At 39.1% G+C, this 20,314-nt stretch carries 18 protein-coding genes and 2 tRNA genes; 8 read left to right on the forward strand and 12 right to left on the reverse strand.

The window, feature by feature from the left end; translation table 11 throughout:
- Positions 1-170: 170 nt before the first annotated feature.
- From I6F50_RS00800 to I6F50_RS00815, 4 genes are all read right to left on the reverse strand, one after another.
- Positions 171-247: transfer RNA gene (locus I6F50_RS00800), tRNA-Val, on the reverse strand.
- A gap of 435 nt (positions 248-682) precedes the next feature.
- A tRNA-Val gene (locus I6F50_RS00805) sits at positions 683-759 on the reverse strand.
- Between the two features lie 113 nt (positions 760-872).
- Positions 873-1,919, reverse strand: coding sequence for a DUF3080 family protein (locus I6F50_RS00810; RefSeq protein ID WP_197175287.1), 1,047 nt, complete (start codon positions 1,917-1,919; stop codon positions 873-875).
- Positions 1,900-3,270: an MATE family efflux transporter gene (locus I6F50_RS00815; RefSeq protein WP_197175079.1), complete on the reverse strand. Its 1,371-nt coding sequence runs from the start codon at positions 3,268-3,270 to the stop codon at positions 1,900-1,902. The genes I6F50_RS00810 and I6F50_RS00815 overlap by 20 nt, the downstream gene beginning before the upstream one ends.
- Before the next feature lie 128 nt (positions 3,271-3,398).
- Between I6F50_RS00815 and I6F50_RS00820 the strand changes: the two genes are divergently transcribed.
- Entirely contained in the window at positions 3,399-4,025 is a 627-nt protein-coding gene (locus I6F50_RS00820) for a riboflavin synthase subunit alpha (RefSeq protein WP_165739270.1), read from the forward strand.
- A gap of 1 nt (position 4,026) precedes the next feature.
- Here I6F50_RS00820 and I6F50_RS00825 read toward each other — a convergent pair whose 3' ends face one another.
- Both I6F50_RS00825 and I6F50_RS00830 read right to left on the reverse strand, forming a co-directional pair.
- Positions 4,027-4,230, reverse strand: coding sequence for a CPXCG motif-containing cysteine-rich protein (locus tag I6F50_RS00825; RefSeq protein ID WP_197140288.1), 204 nt, complete (start codon positions 4,228-4,230; stop codon positions 4,027-4,029).
- A 140-nt stretch (positions 4,231-4,370) separates the two neighbouring features.
- Positions 4,371-5,231, reverse strand: a complete 861-nt coding sequence (locus I6F50_RS00830; RefSeq protein ID WP_197175081.1) for a fructosamine kinase family protein — start codon at positions 5,229-5,231, stop codon at positions 4,371-4,373.
- A gap of 125 nt (positions 5,232-5,356) precedes the next feature.
- On the opposite strand from I6F50_RS00830, the gene I6F50_RS00835 reads away from it, so the two are divergent.
- The 4 genes from I6F50_RS00835 (at position 5,357) to I6F50_RS00850 (ending at position 9,695) form a co-directional block, all read left to right on the forward strand.
- Entirely contained in the window at positions 5,357-6,049 is a 693-nt protein-coding gene (locus tag I6F50_RS00835) for a DUF445 domain-containing protein (RefSeq protein WP_197175089.1), read from the forward strand.
- A gap of 123 nt (positions 6,050-6,172) precedes the next feature.
- On the forward strand, positions 6,173-6,958 hold the full coding sequence (locus tag I6F50_RS00840; protein WP_024590332.1) for a hypothetical protein: 786 nt from the start codon (positions 6,173-6,175) through the stop codon (positions 6,956-6,958).
- Positions 6,959-7,058: 100 nt separating this feature from the next.
- The gene (locus I6F50_RS00845; RefSeq protein ID WP_197175090.1) at positions 7,059-8,441 is read left to right on the forward strand and encodes an amidohydrolase; all 1,383 of its coding nucleotides are present in this window, start codon (positions 7,059-7,061) and stop codon (positions 8,439-8,441) included.
- A gap of 12 nt (positions 8,442-8,453) precedes the next feature.
- Complete coding sequence (locus I6F50_RS00850) at positions 8,454-9,695, forward strand: amidohydrolase family protein (RefSeq protein WP_197175093.1); 1,242 nt, start codon at positions 8,454-8,456, stop codon at positions 9,693-9,695.
- A 138-nt stretch (positions 9,696-9,833) separates the two neighbouring features.
- Here I6F50_RS00850 and I6F50_RS00855 read toward each other — a convergent pair whose 3' ends face one another.
- Together I6F50_RS00855 and cspD are read right to left on the reverse strand one after the other, a co-directional pair.
- Positions 9,834-12,056 carry an NADP-dependent isocitrate dehydrogenase gene (locus I6F50_RS00855; protein ID WP_197175095.1) on the reverse strand — a complete coding sequence of 741 codons (2,223 nt, stop codon included), beginning with the start codon at positions 12,054-12,056 and terminating at the stop codon, positions 9,834-9,836.
- Between the two features lie 524 nt (positions 12,057-12,580).
- Positions 12,581-12,799 carry a cold shock domain-containing protein CspD gene (gene cspD / locus I6F50_RS00860; protein ID WP_002962500.1) on the reverse strand — a complete coding sequence of 73 codons (219 nt, stop codon included), beginning with the start codon at positions 12,797-12,799 and terminating at the stop codon, positions 12,581-12,583.
- A gap of 209 nt (positions 12,800-13,008) precedes the next feature.
- Between cspD and clpS the strand changes: the two genes are divergently transcribed.
- Positions 13,009-13,317: an ATP-dependent Clp protease adapter ClpS gene (gene clpS, locus I6F50_RS00865; protein ID WP_007585109.1), complete on the forward strand. Its 309-nt coding sequence runs from the start codon at positions 13,009-13,011 to the stop codon at positions 13,315-13,317.
- Between the two features lie 94 nt (positions 13,318-13,411).
- Positions 13,412-15,673, forward strand: a complete 2,262-nt coding sequence (clpA, locus tag I6F50_RS00870; protein WP_197175097.1) for an ATP-dependent Clp protease ATP-binding subunit ClpA — start codon at positions 13,412-13,414, stop codon at positions 15,671-15,673.
- A 213-nt stretch (positions 15,674-15,886) separates the two neighbouring features.
- On the opposite strand, the gene infA is transcribed toward clpA, so the two are convergent.
- From infA to trxB, 4 genes are all read right to left on the reverse strand, one after another.
- Positions 15,887-16,105, reverse strand: a complete 219-nt coding sequence (infA, locus tag I6F50_RS00875) for a translation initiation factor IF-1 (RefSeq protein WP_002962494.1) — start codon at positions 16,103-16,105, stop codon at positions 15,887-15,889.
- Between the two features lie 90 nt (positions 16,106-16,195).
- Positions 16,196-16,900, reverse strand: a complete 705-nt coding sequence (locus I6F50_RS00880) for an arginyltransferase (RefSeq protein WP_197119355.1) — start codon at positions 16,898-16,900, stop codon at positions 16,196-16,198.
- The gene (aat, locus tag I6F50_RS00885) at positions 16,893-17,609 is read right to left on the reverse strand and encodes a leucyl/phenylalanyl-tRNA--protein transferase (RefSeq protein WP_197119315.1); all 717 of its coding nucleotides are present in this window, start codon (positions 17,607-17,609) and stop codon (positions 16,893-16,895) included. The genes I6F50_RS00880 and aat overlap by 8 nt, the downstream gene beginning before the upstream one ends.
- A 97-nt stretch (positions 17,610-17,706) precedes the next feature.
- Positions 17,707-18,657, reverse strand: coding sequence for a thioredoxin-disulfide reductase (trxB, locus tag I6F50_RS00890; protein WP_008168643.1), 951 nt, complete (start codon positions 18,655-18,657; stop codon positions 17,707-17,709).
- Between the two features lie 287 nt (positions 18,658-18,944).
- On the opposite strand from trxB, the gene pssA reads away from it, so the two are divergent.
- The gene (pssA, locus tag I6F50_RS00895; RefSeq protein ID WP_024590327.1) at positions 18,945-20,270 is read left to right on the forward strand and encodes a CDP-diacylglycerol--serine O-phosphatidyltransferase; all 1,326 of its coding nucleotides are present in this window, start codon (positions 18,945-18,947) and stop codon (positions 20,268-20,270) included.
- Positions 20,271-20,314 lie beyond the last annotated feature (44 nt).

Below are 20,314 nucleotides of genomic sequence, written 5' to 3' on the forward strand. Positions count from 1 at the left end.
GATTCGAACTGCTGGCCATTGGACCGGGTGATCAAGAGTGGGTAGTGCTTTTTCTTTGGTTTTTTATTACTTTGAATTGGTAAGACTGAGTGGGTTTGAATCACTGACCTTTGGACCGGATGATTAAGAGTGGGTAGTGCTTTTTCTTAGGTTTTTTCATTACTTTGAATTGGTACGACTGAGTGGATTCGAACCACCGACCCCTACCATGTCAAGGTAGTGCTCTAACCAACTGAGCTACAGTCGTACAATTTTTGAATTCTTAAATAAATTTATTCTGTGATATTAGAATAAATTTTGGTACGACTGAGTGGATTCGAACTACTGACCCTTGGACCGGGTGATCAAGAGTAGGTAGTGCTTTTTCCTTCAGTGATACTTTTTACTTAAATATTGGTACGACTGAGTGGATTCGAACTACTGACCCTTGGACCGGGTGATCAAGAGTAGGTAGTGCTTTTTCCTTCAGTGATACTTTTTACTTAAATATTGGTACGACTGAGTGGATTCGAACTACTGACCCTTGGACCGGGTGATCAAGAGTAGGTAGTGCTTTTTCCTTCAGTGATACTTTTTTCTTAAATTTTGGTACGACTGAGTGGATTCGAACTACTGACCCTTGGACCGGGTGATCAAGAGTAGGTAGTGCTTTTTCCTTCAGTGATACTTTTTTCTTAAATTTTGGTACGACTGAGTGGATTCGAACCACCGACCCCTACCATGTCAAGGTAGTGCTCTAACCAACTGAGCTACAGTCGTATTACTTTATTTAAGTAGGTGTTAATTGCTTAACAACGGCGGCTAATATATAGCGTGGCGGTTGGTGAATCAAGCAAGTTTGTTGTTTTTGAGTTTATTTGCCGTTTTTTTATTCATATTGGGCTTATTTCACACGTTTTATAAAATACTTGCCACCAAACCACATGTTTTTTAGCTGAGCTTTTTAGTAAGTTCAGTAAGTTACTAGTCGAGCCCGTTTTTACTAAGTTATTAATTTGAGGACTTGAGATACTTTCGTTAAACCAAAGCTCGTTATAAAGCGGTTGTAGTACTTCTAAATAACCAGTTAACTGCGCTTGATAGGGCTGAATTTGTTTTAGGTAAAACTTTTGAAATACGTTACTTATAATTTTTGCGTTTTTATTGTTTTTACCCTCAGGGCATAGGGTATTAAAGTTTAGTGTTTTTACAAGCTGTGTGGCGTTGTTGTTTAACACTATCTGTTTACGGGCTGACTGAATTAAAGCTTGGTTAAATTGATATTTATTAAGCTGTTCGAGTGCACTAAAAATAGAATCGCTATTAATTTCACTAAATTCTTTAGCGTTTATTTGCTGCTTAATGAGTACAAGTTGCTTTAGTGCAAATACGGTATCGCTAAAACCAGCGGGTTCAGTAGTAAGCTCGTTTGAAGTGAGTTGCCAGGTACGATTTAGCTCAGGCTCTTTAAATAACATGGTGTTAAAAAAGTGCATTAGGTGTGTTTCTTTGTAGTTTTTGGCTGCGAGTATTTTTGTGTAACTAGGACTATTTTTATCAAGCGTGTTTAAGCAAACCTGCGCACTTTTAATAAAGTTTATTTGATATTTTAACTGCCCAGCAGCGCTGGCGGTTTTTCCTAATTGGTTATTGTGCTCACTTATAAGTACGTTAAGCTTACATTGGCTAATGCCTGCAAGCTCAACAATGCTCAGTGTTAAGTCACTTTGTGCTATTGGGGTAGGCTGCAGTAAGGGGAGTTGCTTGAGTGGCGCAGGCTGTGTTGTATTTACATTAACGGTGCTACTTAAGCGCTCAACATAAGTTGCGTTTACACTACTGGGTGCTTTACTACAGCCGGTAAGTACAAAAACGAACATTACCAGCATTGTAGCTGGTAATATTTTAAGGCTGAGTTTATTAGTTTTGATTAAGTGCATCAATTTTAAGAAATTCATATTTTAGACGTTTTTTTACCGTTAGCATTAATAAAATAGCAGCGACACTAAGACCTACTATTATTCCAACCCAAAAGCCATGAGGCCCCATGGCTGGCACAATTATGTCTGTTCTTGCCAATACGTAACCTAAACAAAAGCCGATTAACCAATACGATATAAACGTAATATACGATATAGGCGTAGTGTATTTTAACCCTCGAAGTATGCCATTGGCTGCAACTTGCAATGCATCCGGTAATTGATAAATACACGCTAAAATCATAATTGATGAAGCCAATGCCATTACGGCAGGGCTGTCGGTATAAAGTTGGCTAATTAAATCACGGCCGAGGAATGTTATGAGTGCTAAAAATAATGCAATCGCAATTGCTAAAATATAGCTAGTAGATACCGCAACTTTAAGTTCGGTCATTTTATTTTGGCCAAATAAATTGCCTATACGAATACTTATAGCGATAGATAAGCTTAACGGCATCATAAATAACAAAGTAGTAACGCTTGCTGCTATTTGATGACCAGAGACTGCAACTGCACCTAAATGCGCGATAAACAGCGGTATACACGCAAATAAAGTAACTTCAAAAAAAGTGGCGAGTGAGATTGGTATCCCTAATTTTGTAATTATACCAATAGTGGTTAGGTTAGGTTTTTTAAATGATGAAAGCAGGCCTTTGGCATCTACCTTTTTACTTGTGTGGCAATAGGTAACTTGTGCTATTGCCATAACAGTTAAAACAATGGCTGTTGCTATACCACACCCTGCGCCGCCATAAGCGGGTAAGCCAAATAAGCCGTTTATAAAAATATAATTTACCGGAATATTTACAGCTAAACCTAGCAGGCTTATATAAAACGCGGGCTTGGTCATACCCATGCCTTCGGTAACGTTTCTGTATACGGTAAAAGTTAAAAAACCAAAAATGCCCCATTTAACAAAGTGAATGTAATCATACGCAAGATTTGCAATTGCTGGGCTGGTGTCTAGTTTAAAAATAATGGTGTCGGCTAAATAGGTAATAGAAAAGCCTACGCAGCATAAAATAGCCGTTAAATAGAGAGCTTGTTGAAAATAATGACTAATACCTTTGCGATCATCGCCACCTGAAAACTGCGCAATAATACCAGTAAGCGCTAATAAAATACCTTGAAGGCCAAGTAAAAGAGGGTTCCAAATACCAGTAGCAATAGAAAGTGCGGCCAAGTCGGTAGGGCTTACTTGTCCGGCCATAATTGTGTCGACGACCGACATTAAAATAAGAGTTACTTGCGCTAAAAAAACAGGTAAAGCGAGGGAAAGTAAACGCTTAGCTTCCCAATTACAAAAGGTCATAAAAACAGCTATTTGATAAAACAGGCGGCAATTGTAATCTATTGTGTTTCAAATAAAAATCACAGGAGTGAATGATTTTATGAGTTGATACGTTAAACTAGCACTTTGTAATAATTTAAAGTGATTTTATGTTTACAGGAATAGTGCAAACGCAAGCTACGGTGGTCTCTAAAACTCAAACAGACGGTGTTTTACGCTTAGTTGTATCGGTGAGCGATGAGTACGTTAAGCATTTAGATTTAGGCGCAAGTATTGCTATTAATGGCTGTTGTTTAACCGTTGTGCAAGTTGAGCTAAGTAATCATGATGTGGTGGCGCAAGTGCATTTTGATGTAATTGACGAAACCCTAAAGTTAACTAATTTAGGTTTGCTTGAGCTAGGCAGTTTAGTTAATTATGAGCGCTCTGTTACGTTTGGTACTGAGCTTGGCGGGCATATAGTGTCTGGGCATATTCATTGTACGTCACAAATTTCTCAAATAGTGAAGCTTGAGAATAACTGCAAAATTCAATTAAGCTTACCAAAAGAGTGGCAAAAGTATGTGCTATATAAAGGCTTTGTTGCGGTAAATGGCGCAAGCTTAACCGTAGGCGAAGTTGACGAACAAGGCTTTTGGTTACACCTAATTCCAGAAACGCTCGCCATTACAAACATTGGTGCAGCGCAAGTGGGTGACAAGTTTAATATTGAAGTTGATCAGCAAACTTACACTATTGTAAATACGGTAGAAAACTACTTACGCCATCAGGCTTAAGTTAAAATATTTGTTCGTCGTCACTGTCTACGTGTAGCTCTAATTTATTGTTAGCATGATCTATATGCATATTTAAATGAATTGGGTTACAACAGGCAGTGCATTCCTCAACGTAGTCTTGATCGCCCATGCTTGCGTCTAAGTCTAAATGTATGTGGTGTCCGCAGTGTGGGCAGGCAATTCGTTGTGATAAATAGTTTTTCATAATCACTCCAGTTATAAATAATTAAGTAATTGCGTATATGCTAGCAACTACTTAATGGCTCAAAGCTGAACTCCTTACTTACGGATTAAATATAGTTCTTAATAGCCTATTATGACATTTATTTTACGCATAAAATTGTATTAACTGAGCAGCTTTTCTATATGTTGTTTAGCTTCAGTAAGATAGTGCCCAGCAAATATATTAGCGTGATTTAAAATAGGGTATAACTGGTATATTAACTTACGTTTTTCGTAATTTGGCGATAACGGATAGTGCTGGTTATAGGCGCTATAAAAGTCTTTTGGCAGTGGGGCAAATAATTCACTCATTGCAATATCCACTTCCCGATCACCATAATAACAAGCCGGATTAAATACCGTTGGCTCTGCTTTTAAAAAGCCCATATTTCCTCGCCAAAAATCACCATGTAATAATGAAGGTTCTACTTGGTGACTATGAAGTTGCTCTTTTGTGGCATTAATTAAGCGCTCGGGCTCAACAAAGTTAATGCCTTTTTCAGCGAGTAACTGTAATTGCCAACCTATACGTTCCTCGGCGTAAAATACATCCCACTTTTTATGCCAGCGGTTAGGTTGTATGGTAGTAGCTATGTAGTTGTCTACATCAAAACCAAACATAGCTTGGTCGTGTTTTTGATGCATTTCAGCAAGGCTGCTTCCCATAGTTGCCCACGTGTTGTGGGGTTGTTTATCTAAAACAAGCCACTGTAAAACAATAAATGAAAATTCAATATTAGCGCCGGTTACAATACATTCAGAGACTTTAAAGTGACTATTTTGCGCTAGCAGCCTTAAGCCAATAAATTCACTTTCTAAACGTTCAAGTTCGCTTTTTAGGGCTATTTTAACCAAGTAGTTATGCGTACCATTGGTAACATGAAATAGTTTATCGGTATTTGTACTTTGTAATTGGCGTTTATAGGTGTGTTTAAAGTCAAAATTAATGGCTTGGCTGATGTGCTCATTTACTGTTTTCCACATAACAATTGCTCGCCTTTTAAACAGATACTTAAACTATGGCAAAAAGGTATTAATTTAACAATCTAAACGTTGTAAAATTAACGACTATATTGCATAAAAATTACACTTACTGTAATGGAGTAAAAATGAACAAAAGTTTAATAACCAATTTGCTAGCGGGTTTATGTGTTGTTGTCGGTTTTATGTTTAACCAAGCAATTGTGTTATCTGTTGGTTTATTTGCGCTTTCAGGTGCGGTAACTAATTTATTAGCGATTCATATGTTGTTCGAAAAAGTCCCGTTTTTATATGGCTCAGGCGTTATAGCGCTTAAGTTTGAAAGTTTTAAAATCGCAATTCGTAATTTAATATTAACGGAGTTTTTTTCAGAGCAAAAAATTAATAATTTACTCAATAAAGCGCAGCCAAATATCGATTTTGAGCCAATAATTAGTAATGTTGATTTAAACCCTGCGTTCGACAATTTACTTGTCGTTATTGAAGAGTCACAGTTTGGTAGTATGCTTGGTATGTTTGGTGGCACAGCGGCAATAGAGCCAATGCGTGAAAAGTTTATTGAAAAAATGCAACACTCACTTGGTGAAATTTCTCAAACTGATGACTTTAAAGTATTAGTAAGCCAAACACTTTCACAAGGTAATAGCGCAGAGAGCTTACATAAAACAGTGCTTAAACTAGTTGATGAGCGCCTTGATGAGCTTACTCCTAAAATGGTTAAAGAGATTATTCAAACCATGATCCGCGAGCACTTAGGTTGGCTTGTAGTGTGGGGTGGTGTGTTTGGTGGTTTATTTGGTTTAATTGCAGCGCTTATTTAAGCGCTGTTTTGTGTTAAGTGATATCTGTAAAATAATTAAATTAAATGCTTTTTTGCGGCTGACTTATTTTTTCAGGCTGTTATTATCGCCCCCATAATTTTGTCGTGTTTTTTAGGAGCACCAGTGAGCAAAACGTTAGCCAGTTATTATCAGCAAGCATACGCTTGCGATCAGCAGCATTTTAACCAGTGTTTTTATTGTGGCTGTGAAGCGACAGAGCGCGACCATTGTCCGCCGCTGCATATGCTACAAAGCATTGTTGATTTAGGTGAAGAAGCTGACTTTATATCTATTGCGGCTTGTTATGAGTGCCACGCACTTTTACATAACGAAAGGCTGATGACGATTGATGAGCGCTTTACTAAAATGAAAAAAAAACTTGCCACTAAATATGCAAAACCACTGCGTGTTTATAACATGTGGGAAGAAAACGAACTTGGCGATATGAGCGATGAGTTTGCCCATAGTATTCAAGCGGGTATGAAATTAGGAAAAGAAGCCGCTGAGCGTTTAGCGTTTACTGGTTTTAGCTATGCCACAGAAGATGCCAAAGTAGCAGTACGTGAAAAAACGAAAGAGTTTGATGTAGAAGGCATGATATTTACCGACTTTAAAGAGGCGTTAAATTACTGCATTAATGACTTAAACGTACAAAAAAGTGACTTTTATAAAATATTGGTTGAAGACTACCAAGGTGATTTTAATAAAGCATTAAGTCAGTATCGTCACCGTCATGACAAAGTAACTGCAGCTAAAGATGGTAATACAATTATTAAAGATTTTTCAAAGCTACATAAGCAAAACTCTGATTTTGTAACCCGTACGGTTAAGCACTTTATAAGCAAAGATCCATCGCTTACAACCGAAGGTGCGCTTGAAAAGTTGTATAACAATTATATAAAGAAATAATTACAGAAATTCATCTTAATTAACTGCGTTTTCACCTGTTTTTTTGGCTTTATTCCTTAGCTTTCGCTAAAGTAGCAAAAAAACAGGAGATCCAAACAACATGCAAAAATTTGCACCATCTTTATTAGCAGTTGGCTTAGCTGCTGCACTTGTAGGTTGCCAAGAAAACGGTCCGCAAGACGATAAAATAACAATCAACAAAAATCCTTACCCAAGCACTTATCAGCCCGTAGCTACATCAAGCACACTTATTACAAATGCAACAGTACTTACCGGTACTGGTGAGCGTTTAGAAGATGCTGACGTATTACTTGTTGACGGCAAAGTACAACAAGTTGGTAAAGACTTAACTGCTACTGCTGATATTACAATTGATGCACAAGGCAAATGGGTAACACCGGGTATTATTGACGTGCATTCGCATTTAGGTGCCTACCCAAGCCCGTCGGTTGAGTCGCATCAAGATGGTAACGAAATGACCAGCCCTAACACTGCAGAAGTGTGGGTTGAGCATTCTGTTTGGCCACAAGATCCAGGCTTTAACCGTGCTCGCGAAGGCGGTATTACTTCTCTGCAAATCTTACCAGGCTCAGCTAACTTATTTGGTGGACGCGGTGTTACGCTTAAAAACGTACCTGCACACACTATGCAAGGTATGAAATTTCCTGATGCGCCGTATGGTTTAAAAATGGCGTGTGGTGAAAACCCTAAACGTGTTTATGGTCGTCAAGGTGTATTGCCTTCAACCCGTATGGGTAATATGGCAGGTTATCGTATGGCGTGGGCTGAAGCCGCTGAGTACAAACGTGCATGGGATAAATACGATGCCGATTATGAAGCAGGCTTAAACCCAGAAGCACCAGTACGTGATATTAAACACGATACGCTTCGTGGTGTGCTTGAAGGCGAAGTACGTATTCATAATCATTGTTATAAAGCTGAAGAAATGGCAATGATGATTGACCTGTCAAAAGAATTTAATTACGACGCGGGTACGTTCCATCACGGTGTAGAAGCATATAAAATTGCTGACTTACTTGCTGAGAATGGTTCGTGTGCTGCACTTTGGCCAGACTGGTGGGGCTTTAAAATGGAAGCCTACGACATGGTTCAAGAGAACGTGGCTATTGTTGATGCAGTTAAAAATTCATGTGCGGTTGTTCACTCAGATTCAGATACAACAATTCAGCGCTTAAACCAAGAAGCGGGCAAGGTTATGTACCGCGCTAACGAAAATGGTTTTGATATATCTGAGCAGCACGCTATTAAATGGATCACGGCTAACGCGGCTAAATCACTTGGTATTGATGACAAAACAGGTTCACTAGAAGCGGGTAAGCAGGGCGATGTGGTTATTTGGAATCAAAGCCCATTTAGTGTTTATGCTAAAGCTGAGCAAGTGTTTGTTGATGGTGCAAAAGTTTACGATAGAAACGACAGCGCGTATCAAGCAACAAGTGATTTTATGTTAGGTCAACAATAAGGAGCACCCAGAATGAAAAATTTATCACGTTCGTTTTCGCTTTCTCTGGTTGCTGCAGGATTATTAGCATCTGGTGCTGTAAGTGCACAATCGCTAGCAATTATTAATGCAACATTGCATACGTCATCAGATCAAGGCGTATTAGAAGCGGCAAGCATTGTAATGAAAGATGGTAAAATCACAGCGATTAACCCAACTGAAATTAAAGCCGATCAAATTATTGATGCAAAGGGCCAAATTGTAACTCCGGGCTTTATTGCAAGTATTAATCAACTTGGTTTAGTTGAAGTAAGTGCAGTTGCGGGCTCTCGCGATGCAGGCGAGGAAAAAGCCGGTATTGATTTTGATGTAAGCCTTGCTTACAACGCACATTCGAGCTTAATTCCTTATGCGCGTAAAGGCGGCGTAACACGCGATGTAATTACTCCTCATGGTGGCGATAGTATTTTTTCGGGCCTTGCTAGTATTGTTGATTTAAGTGGTAGTTTTGACAGCAACATGCAAAAACAAGCGGCTTTAATTGTTTACTTAGGTGAGCGTAGTAAAGGTTCTCGTGCTTTTACTTTGCAAACACTTATTAATAAGCTTGATGAGCACAAAACTAAAGCCGGTAAAAAAGCTAAAAAAGATGACGACAAGCCAAGTACTGAAGACAAAGTAATGGCAAAAGTTCTCAGTGGCGAAATGCCATTAGTGGTTGGCGTATCGCGTGCGGCAGATATTATTGAGCTTATTAAAGTAAAAGAGCAATTTGGTATTAACTTAGTACTTAACGGTGCGCAAGACGCTGTTGTAGTTAAAGAGCGCGTTGCTAAAGCAAATATCCCAGTAATTATTAGTGCAATGGATAGCTTACCAGCAAGTTTTGATTCGCTTCATGCGAGTTTAGATAATGCAGGCGTGCTTGAAAAAGCAGGCGTAAAAGTATTATTAACGGTAGGCGGCGATGCAAGCCACAATATTTACCAGCTGCGTTTTGACGCTGGTAATGCAGTATCGTATGGTATGAGCCAAGAAGGCGCGTTAAAAGCGGTTACATCAAACGTTGCTGATGTATTTGGTATTAATGCAGGTAGCCTTGAAGTAGGTAAAGCCGCTGACGTAGTTATGTGGAGTAATGACCCGTTTGAACTCAGCAGCCACGTGAATAAAATGTTTATTAATGGCGTTGAGGTTTCTACACAATCTCGCCAAGATAAACTACGTGACCGTTATACAACTGATTCAAAAATGCCACGGGCTTATACCAAGTAATTAATATACTAAATAATTAAATAAGTTTAATTATTTTAAAGGCCGCTATTTTATAAATAGCGGCCTTTTTTATAAAATTTAGACACAAAAAAGCCGCTTACTTTTACAAGTAAGCGGCTTTTTAATTCAAACTAATATTTATACTAATTTAGCAAGAATATCGTTAAATGTAGTGCTTGGACGCATTGCTTTAAACGCTGCATCGTCATTAGGTAGGAAGTATCCACCTAAATCAACTGCAGGGCCTTGCGCATCGTTAAGTTCACTTACGATTTTATCTTTATTAGACTCAAGGTCGCTAGCGATTTGAGTAAACTGTGCTTTAAGTTCACTGTCGTCATTTTGCTTAGCAAGTTCTTGTGCCCAGAATAAAGATAGGAAGAAATGAGAACCACGGTTATCAATTTCTTTCACTTTACGTGAAGGAGACTTGTTTTCTGCTAAGAAAGTACCTGTTGCTTTATCTAGTGTATCAGCAAGTACTTGTGCCTTGTTGTTACCCGTCGTTACGCTCAAGTGCTCAAGAGAAGCAGCAAGTGCTAAAAATTCACCTAAAGAATCCCAACGTAAGTGGTTTTCTTTTTCGAATTGTTGAACATGCTTAGGTGCAGAACCACCCGCGCCAGTTTCAAATAAGCCACCACCGTTCATAAGTGGAACAATTGAAAGCATTTTAGCACTTGTACCTAGCTCTAAAATTGGGAATAAATCTGTTAGGTAATCACGTAAAACGTTACCTGTTACAGAAATAGTGTCTTTCCCTTCTTTAATACGCGCTAATGAGAACAATGTTGCTTCAAGCGGTGCTAAAATTTGAATATCTAAACCAGCTGTATCGTGATCTGGTAGGTATTTATTTACTTTTTTGATTAGCTCAGCATCGTGTGCGCGGTTTTCGTCTAACCAGAAAATAGCTGGAACGCCCGTTGCGCGTGCACGGCTTACTGCAAGTTTAACCCAATCTTGGATTGGTGCATCTTTAGCCTGACACATGCGCCAAATATCGCCTTGCTCAACACTGTGCTCAAGTAATGTAGTACCGTTTGCATCAACAACACGGATAGAACCATCTGCTTTAGCTTCAAACGTTTTATCGTGTGAACCATATTCTTCAGCTTTTTGAGCCATAAGGCCAACGTTTGGAACGCTACCCATAGTCGTTGGATCAAACGCGCCATTTTCTTTACAAAAATCAATAGTTGCTTGGTAAATACCTGAGTAACAACGATCTGGAATTACAAAGCTTGTGTCTTGTAATTTACCATCGTTATTCCACATTTGACCGCTTGAACGGATTGCAGCAGGCATAGACGCATCGATGATCACGTCACTTGGTACGTGCAGGTTTGTAACACCCTTATCAGAGTCAACCATAGCAATAGCAGGGCGGTTAGCGTAAACAGCTTGAATGTCTGCTTCAATTTCTTCGCGTTTAGCATCGTCTAATGTTTGAATTTTAGAATATACATCGCCTAAACCATTATTTACATCAACACCTAGCTCTTCAAAAAGCTCACCGTGTTTAGCAAAAACATCTTTGTAGAATACTTTTACAGCGTGACCAAAGATGATTGGATCTGATACTTTCATCATTGTCGCTTTCATGTGAAGCGAGAATAAAACACCCTTTTCTTTAGCAGCATCAATTTCTGCAGCTAAGAAAGCTTGAAGCTTAGAAGCGCTGATGCTTGATGCATCAATAACTTCGCCAGCTAAAAGCGGCGTGCTTTGTTTAAGTACTGTCACGTCGCCGTTAGTTGCAACATGTTCAATACGTACATCAGTGGCTGCATCAACAGTGACTGACTTTTCTGAACCAAAGAAGTCGCCTTCGCTCATGCTTGCAACGTAAGACTCTGAATCTTTGCTCCACGCACCCATTGAATGTGGGTTGTTACGTGCATATTCTTTTACAGAACCTGGTGCGCGACGATCTGAGTTACCTTCACGTAGTACTGGGTTTACTGCACTGCCTTTAATTTTGTCGTAAGCAGCTTGAATTGCTTTTTCTTCATCATTTTTAGGTTCAACAGGGTAATCTGGAAGTGCATAACCTTGTGCTTGAAGCTCTTTAATTACAGCGCGAAGCTGTGGTACAGATGCACTGATGTTTGGTAATTTGATGATGTTTGCTTCTGGTGTTTTAGCAAGCTCGCCAAGTTCAGCTAGTGCATCACCAATGCGTTGTTCTGGTGTTAAATAATCAGGGAAGCTAGCAATTACACGACCTGCTAATGAGATATCGCGAGTTTCAACTTCAACACCGGCCGCATTTGTATATGCTTGGATGATCGGTAGCAACGAATAAGTTGCTAGTGCCGGAGCTTCGTCCGTTTTTGTATAGATAATTTTTGATGTCATCATCATTCCTAGATAGTAGACCGATAAGGTCTTATTCAACAATGCAAAGAAAATCATTACTGATGAGTGAGTACATATTATTAAACGAGTTAATGCACACGTACGCTCGTAATGAATAGTTTGTTAGGTGTTGGTACTCAGCGTTGCTCTTTTATAAAAGCAGAATAGTCACACCTGACGAACTGGAATTGTATTTATAGCTAAAAAATTAACTAAAATAAATCAGCCTTTAGCCTAGTACATTATAAGAGGCGACAAGTTGGATTAGTTGCTGCGTTAATACGCAATTTTTAGCACTAAGAGTGTAACAAGCTTAAATAAAAAGGGCTAGAGTTTGAGCATGCCCAATAAGCAGTTAAACAATCAACTCTTAGAACATTGGGGTATATAAAATAAATTCAAGGAAAAGGGTTGAATTTGAATGAAAAGAGGCAATAAATAGGGGAGAAGAGATAAGTTAGTATGCTTAAGGAATTAAGCGAGGATCTTAAAAGGTCACTCGCTTTAGTCGAACAAAACAATAGTCACTCAATAATGTCACCATCTGGGGCAATATTTTTAGCGTGTAGACCTTTAGGTCCTTGTTCTAATTCGAATGTTACATCTTGACCAGCTTTAAGCGTTTTATAACCGTCCATTACAATTGTTGAGTAATGAGCGAAAATATCATTCTCGCAGCCGTCTTCTACGATGAAACCAAAACCTTTAGCGTTGTTGAACCATTTAACTTTACCGCAAGCCATACTTCTACATCCTTCAATAAGTTGACTAATTTAGTTATTCTAAATTGTATTATTTGCTAGACTGACTAAGGTTTAATCAATCTACGTTTGACTGTAGTTTATTTAGCCAACCAGTCAAGTGTTTTGAGTTATTTTTTTAACATTTTATTTATTTTTTATTCAAGTTTGCTTGAGTTACAAAGACAAGACTATATTTAATTATGAGTGGTATGAAAGATTCAGGTGTTATCGACACAGTTCGCGACAGTGAAAAGCAAAAGCTACAGCCGCCGCGAAAATATAAAGTTGTTTTAAATAACGACGACTACACGCCGATGGACTTTGTAATAGAAGTTTTAACGACGTTTTTTAATATGGATAGCGATAGAGCGACCGACGTGATGCTGCAAGTTCATGAAAAAGGTAAGGGTATTTGCGGTGTTTACAGCGCCGATGTAGCCCATACCAAAGCTGAACAAGTTAACCGCTACGCGCGTGATAACGAGCATCCACTGCTTTGTAGTTGTGAGCAGGAATAAATACCAATTTAATGCAATTGGTATAAATACCAATTAGGGTGATCAAACATCCGATTGTTGTGGTATAAATTATTATCTCAGTAAGGGGTTGCCAATGCTAAACAAAGACTTAGAACTCACATTAAATGCCGCGTTTCGTGAAGCGCGCACTCGCCGTCATGAGTTTATGACCGTAGAGCACCTTTTACTTGCGCTGTTAGATAATCCTTCTGCAGGAGAAGCCCTAAACGCGTGTGGTGTTAATATTTCTGGTTTAAAAACAGAATTATTAGAATTTATTGACGAAACAACACCCGTCATTCCAGATTTAGAAGAAGAGCGTGAAACCCAGCCAACACTTGGCTTTCAACGTGTATTACAACGCGCTGTGTTCCATGTGCAATCGTCAGGTAAAAATGAAGTCACTGGCGTAAATGTGCTAGTTGCTATTTTTTCTGAGCAAGAAAGCCAAGCTGTATATTTACTTAAAAAGCACGATGTATCGCGTTTAGACATCGTTAACTTTATTTCGCATGGTATTTCTAAAGCCGATGATGAATTGGGTAACGACAGCGACGATATTCATGATGAAGTGCAAGAAGTTCAAAGCGAAGAAGCAAGCAAGCTAGACAGCTTTACAACAAACTTAAACGTTCAAGCACGTGAGGGTAACATTGACCCACTGATCGGACGCGACAGCGAAGTAGAGCGCACGGTACAAGTATTGTGTCGTCGTAAAAAGAATAACCCATTACTTGTTGGTGAAGCGGGCGTTGGTAAAACAGCCATTGCTGAAGGCTTAGCGTATCGTATTGTTAATAAGCAAGTACCAGAAGTAATTGCAGATGCTGTTGTGTACTCGCTAGATATGGGGGCATTGCTTGCGGGTACTAAATACCGTGGCGACTTTGAAAAGCGTTTTAAAAGCTTACTAAAAGAGCTACAAGCCGAGCCAGGCTCTATTTTATTTATTGATGAAATACATACTATTATTGGTGCCGGCGCGGCGTCTGGTGGTGTTATGGACGCATCAAACTTGCTTAAACCACTGCTTTCTAGTGGTAAGCTACGTTGTATGGGTTCAACAACTTACAACGAGTATAAAAATATTTTTGAGAAAGACCGTGCATTAGTACGTCGCTTCCAAAAAATTGATGTACTTGAGCCAAGTGTTGCCGATACCACTAAAATATTAAATGGTTTAAAAGAGCGTTACGAAGAGCACCATGGTATTCGTTACACTCAAAAAGCATTAAAAGCAGCCGCTGAGCTTAGTGCTAAATATATTAATGAGCGCCACTTGCCAGATAAAGCCATTGATGTGATTGACGAAGCGGGTGCAAGCCAGCGCTTGCAACCGAGTTCTAAACGTAAAAAAACCATTGGCGTGGCAGATATAGAGCTAATTATATCTAAAATGGCACGTATTCCTGCGCAAAGTGTATCGTCAACAGATAAAGAAACACTTAAAAACCTAGACCGTAATCTTAAAATGCTTGTGTTTGGGCAAGATCAATCTATTGATGCGCTTACATCAGCTATTCGTTTATCTCGCTCTGGTTTATCGAGCGAAGAAAAACCAGTGGGGTCGTTCTTATTTGCAGGCCCAACCGGTGTGGGTAAAACAGAAGTAACTAAACAACTAGCTAAGTGTATGGGTGTTGAGTTTATTCGTTTTGATATGTCGGAATATGTAGAGCGCCACGCAATAAGCCGATTAATTGGTGCACCACCAGGGTATGTTGGTTTTGAGCAAGGTGGTTTATTAACAGAAGCTGTTATTAAAAACCCACATGCTGTTGTACTTTTAGATGAGATTGAAAAAGCGCATCCAGACATTTACAACATTTTGCTACAAGTAATGGATCACGGTACGTTAACCGATAATAACGGTCGTAAAGCTGATTTTAGAAACGTAGTGGTTGTAATGACTACCAATGCGGGCGTACAAGAAACTACGCGTAAGTCGATTGGTTTTACAGAGCAAGATCATACGCACGATGCAATGGGTGCAATTAATAAAGTATTTTCACCAGAATTTAGAAACCGTTTAGATAACATCATTTGGTTTAATCACCTTGAACGTGAAGTTATTCTACTGGTGGTTGATAAATTTATTGTGGAACTGCAAGCGCAGCTCGATAAAAAATCGGTTAATCTTGAGCTTACGTCTAAAGCACGTGAGTGGTTGGCAGATAAAGGCTACGATAAAGCAATGGGTGCACGTCCAATGGCACGTGTTATTCAAGAAGAGCTTAAAAAGCAATTAGCTAACGAAATACTGTTTGGTGAACTTGTTGATGGCGGTACGGTTAAAGTATCAGTTAAAGACAAGAAGATTCGCTTTGATTACGAGAGTAATTTAACACCAGCGTAAAACGTTAATTAAATAATCTAGTTAAATAAAATGGCCCGCTACATAATAGCGGGCCATTTTTTTGCCCTTTTTATAGGCAACAAAAAACCCAGCAAAAACTGGGCTTTTTGTTTATTAAATGTAATTGCTAGTCAATGTCTATCAATTACATTTAATAAACGCTTAAAGCTAGTAAAACACTAGCCAAAAACTAAATCTCGTTTACGCACTTACTTAGCGAGCACGGAATACGATACGACCCTTTGATAAATCGTAAGGAGTCATTTCTACCGTTACTTTATCGCCGGTTAAAATACGGATATAGTTTTTGCGCATTTTGCCTGAAATATGAGCCACAACTACGTGACCATTTTCTAGCTCAACTCGGAACATTGTATTTGGTAAAGTATCAAGGACTGTCCCTTGCATTTCGATTACGTCTTCTTTCGCCATGTTTAGCGTAACACCTCTTTAATAGTTAAACGCTGCAGATTTTGCCCAAAATACTCCAATAAGTAAAGGCGCAGGGGCTATATTTGCAAATTAAATAGCCACCCACTCATCATTGAGCTGTTTTTGAGCAGGTAAAAACTGAGTTTTGTACTTCATTTTGTCGCATTCATCAATTTGATAGCCCAAGTACACGTATTGCTTATTTTGCTCTTTAGCAAACTTTAGCTGCTCTAATATCATCACAGAGCCTAAGCTATAATGTTCAAAGTCGGGATCAAAAAAAGTATAGATTGCTGAAATAGCGCTATTCATACAATCAGTTACGGCAACCGCGACTAAAGTATCTTGGTGCCACAGTTCAATAAATGTGATCTTGAGCCAACTACAAAGCAAAAAACTTTGAAACTGTTCTTTTTCAGGAGGATACATACTTCCGTCTTGATGACGCATCGTTATGTACTTGCTATAAAGTGGATAGTACTCAGGTCGCTCTTGCGTTGAATATTTTACCTCAAACTGTATTTTTGCTTTGTTTAGTTTACGTTTTTGCGATTTTGAGGGCATAAAGTCTTGTGCTAATACACGTACAGAACTACATGCGCTGCATATTGGGCAGTGTGGACGGTATATTTGGTTACCACTGCGACGAAACCCTAAGCCCAATAAAGACTCAAATTTGTCGGTGCTGTAGCAACTGGGATCAAGAATAACTAAAAGTTGCTCTTGTCTGTTGGGTAAATAACTACAGTCAAACTCTTGGGTTAAACCAACACGTGCAGGAAGTTGCTCATTCATAGATTGCGTCAAGTTCTTGTGGCTCCCACATAATAGGGTTAACAGTATAGTTATGTGCAGCTTTTAGTTTAGTCAAAAATGTGGAACGGGGGATTACTTGTGCACCTAGAGTCATTAAATAAGGGTTTTCTAACTGGCAATCAATAAAATGTGCATTATGGCGTTTAAGCCAATTTACCAGTGCCCACATAGCAAGCTTAGAGCAATTGGTTTGATGATGAAACATAGACTCGCCACAAAAAACACCATTTTGCATAATGCCGTATAAGCCACCTGCAAGCTCTCCGTTACTCCACACCTCTAAACTATGTGCAATGCCAGCATTGTGTGCATTAACGTAAGCTTCGAGCATGTCAGAGGTGATCCAGGTGCCATCGGTATCAAGGCGTTGATCGCGACAGGCTTCTATCACCTCTTCAAAGGCATTATTAATGGTTACTCTTACAGGGTGCTTTTTTAAATGCTTACGCAGGCTCTTACTTATATGAAAATCATTAAGCTCAAAAATGCCTCGCTCGCTGGGAGACCACCACATAATAGGCTCATCTTCACTAAACCAAGGGAATACTCCGCTTTTGTAGGCATTACTTAGGCGAGGTAAACTCAAATCTCCGCCAATTGCTAACAAGCCATCAGGGGATTCTAATGCGTATTCCGGATTGGGGAATGCTATATCGTTTTCGCTTAATTGGTATAGCTGATTTCTCATACAGTACTTATTTTATAATTGATCTTAAAAGTGTAACTATATTTTAGGCATAAAAAAAGGGCTGAATAATCAGCCCTATAATAATTTATTTAATTGCTTATAAATTATCTAAGAAACGTTCAGCATCAAGGGCAGCCATACAGCCTGTACCCGCAGATGTGATTGCTTGACGGTAAATGTGGTCTGACACATCACCTGCAGCAAAAACGCCTTCTACGCTTGTTTGAGTCGCGTTACCGTGAAGACCAGACTCTACAACTAAGTAGCCATCTTTCATTTCTAGTTGACCAACAAACATATCAGTATTTGGCTTGTGGCCAATAGCAATAAATACGCCTGCTAAATCTAGCTCTTCAGTTGCATCAGAGTGTGCATCTTTAATACGAACGCCGGTTACGCCCATTTGGTCGCCTAATACTTCGTCAAGCGTGCGGTTGTAATGCATTACAACGTTACCGTTTGCTGCTTTTTCAGCAAGGCGATCAGCAAGTATTTTTTCACTGCGGAAACTATCACGACGATGAATAACATGTACTTCGTCAGCAATGTTAGATAAGTAAAGCGCTTCTTCAACCGCTGTATTACCACCACCAACAACCGCTACTTTTTGACCTTTATAGAAAAAGCCGTCACACGTAGCACATGCCGAAACACCACGGCCTTGGAAGTTAGTTTCAGACTCTAGGCCTAAGTATTTAGCAGAAGCACCCGTTGCAATGATTAATGCATCACATGTGTAAGTACCTTGGTCGCCAGTTAGTGTGAAAGGGCGCTTAGATACATCTACTTTATTGATGTGATCGAATATGATTTCAGTTTCAAAGCGCTCAGCGTGCTCTTTCATACGATCCATTAACGCAGGACCTGTTAAACCGTGTGCATCACCAGGCCAGTTTTCAACTTCAGTTGTGGTTGTTAATTGGCCACCTTGTTGAATGCCTGTAATTAAAACAGGGTTTAAATTTGCACGTGCTGCATATACTGCGGCAGTATAACCAGCTGGGCCAGAGCCTAAAATTAGTAGCTTACAATGTTTTGCTTCAGTCATTATTTTTTCCTAAACGTTTAATACGGTCTTTAATGCGCTCGATTCTAAGAAAAACAAGGCAGATGTAAACAAAATCCGTGATTATTTTTTTTATCAAATCGAAAAGCTGTGCAGTATTGTGTACTAGAGCTCTGTGCTTTTACAGTTAAAATGCCTAAGTAGCTCAATAAATAGACTAACAGGCAACAAAACAGCGTTATTTCATGACCCCTTTGATTTTTTTTGTTATGTTTTACCTAATTTTATTTGTCACTGATAGATTATGTGACCTAAGCAAATAGGCAACTATGTTATTTTGGCAGGAAAAACCCGCATTCGGGTTGACTTCAAAAGACGTTAACGTCTTAACCAATGCGCAAGATTACCGAACGCAATTGCTACGCTTGATAGCGAACGCAAAAAAACGAATTTATATTACGGCGTTGTATTTACAAGATGACGAAGCAGGTCGCGAAATTTTAGAAGCGCTGCATCGTGTGTCATTGGCAAACCCGGCACTTGAGGTAAAAGTGCTGGTGGATTTTCATCGTGCGCAACGTGGTTTAATTGGCGCAGATAAATCAGACGGCAACGCAAGCTTATACTGTGACGATTTAGAAAAGTTTAAATCGAATGTACAAGTGTATGGCGTACCTGTAAAAGCTAAAGAGCTTTTTGGTGTACTGCATTTAAAAGGTTTTGTAATTGACGACACATTACTTTACAGCGGTGCAAGCTTAAACAACGTGTACTTGCAATACAACGAGCGCTACAGGCTCGATCGTTACTTTTTAATAACGCAGAGCGAACTGTGTGACTCAGTGGTTGATTTTATTGAAACAAAGCTGCTTAGTTCAGTGGCTGTGCCGCGTATAGACACGCGACCGCTTAAGCGTTTGCACGACTTTAAGCTTGATCAAAAGCAGTTAATGCGCGATTTAAAAGTCGCAAGTTATAACGCAGCAGAGCAGCTAAATACGCAAGCATTAGGTATTCGCTTATTTTTAGGGCTTGGGCGTCGCAATAACGAGTTAAATCGTTTAATAAAAGCGTTATTTGATACAACAGAGCAAGAACTTGTATTGTATACGCCATACTTTAATTTTCCGGCACCGCTTATGCGATCACTGCGCCGATTATTAAAGCAAGGCAAGCAAGTGACTATTGTTGTAGGCGATAAAACAGCAAATGACTTTTATTTACCGCCAAGCGAGCCGTTTAGTAAAATAGGGGCATTACCTTATTTATACGAAACTATTTTGCATAAGTTTGTAAAAACACAAAAGCGCCATATCGATAACGGTAATTTAAATGTGTATCTGTGGAAAGATGAAAGCAATTCGTTTCATTTAAAAGGTATTTGTTCAGATAGAACAAAACATTTACTGAGCGGGCATAACTTAAATCCGCGTGCATGGGGTCTTGATATTGAAAACGGTATTTTAATAGAAGATCCAGAGCAAACAATTATGGATGCTATTGATAACGAAAAGCAGGAAATTTTACAACACTGCCGACGTTTAACAGGCCCAGATGATTTAGAAACGATGGATGATTACCCGCAGCCAGTTAAAAAACTACTTGGCCAAGCTAAGCGCGTAAAAGTAGATTTTATAATTAAGCGTTTTATCTAAATAAGTTTATATAAATCTGAAATTTAAATACAAAAAAAGCAGCT

It is taken from the genome of Pseudoalteromonas sp. NZS127_1 (assembly GCF_015864295.1).
GTDB classification, from domain to species: Bacteria; Pseudomonadota; Gammaproteobacteria; order Enterobacterales; family Alteromonadaceae; genus Pseudoalteromonas; species Pseudoalteromonas arctica.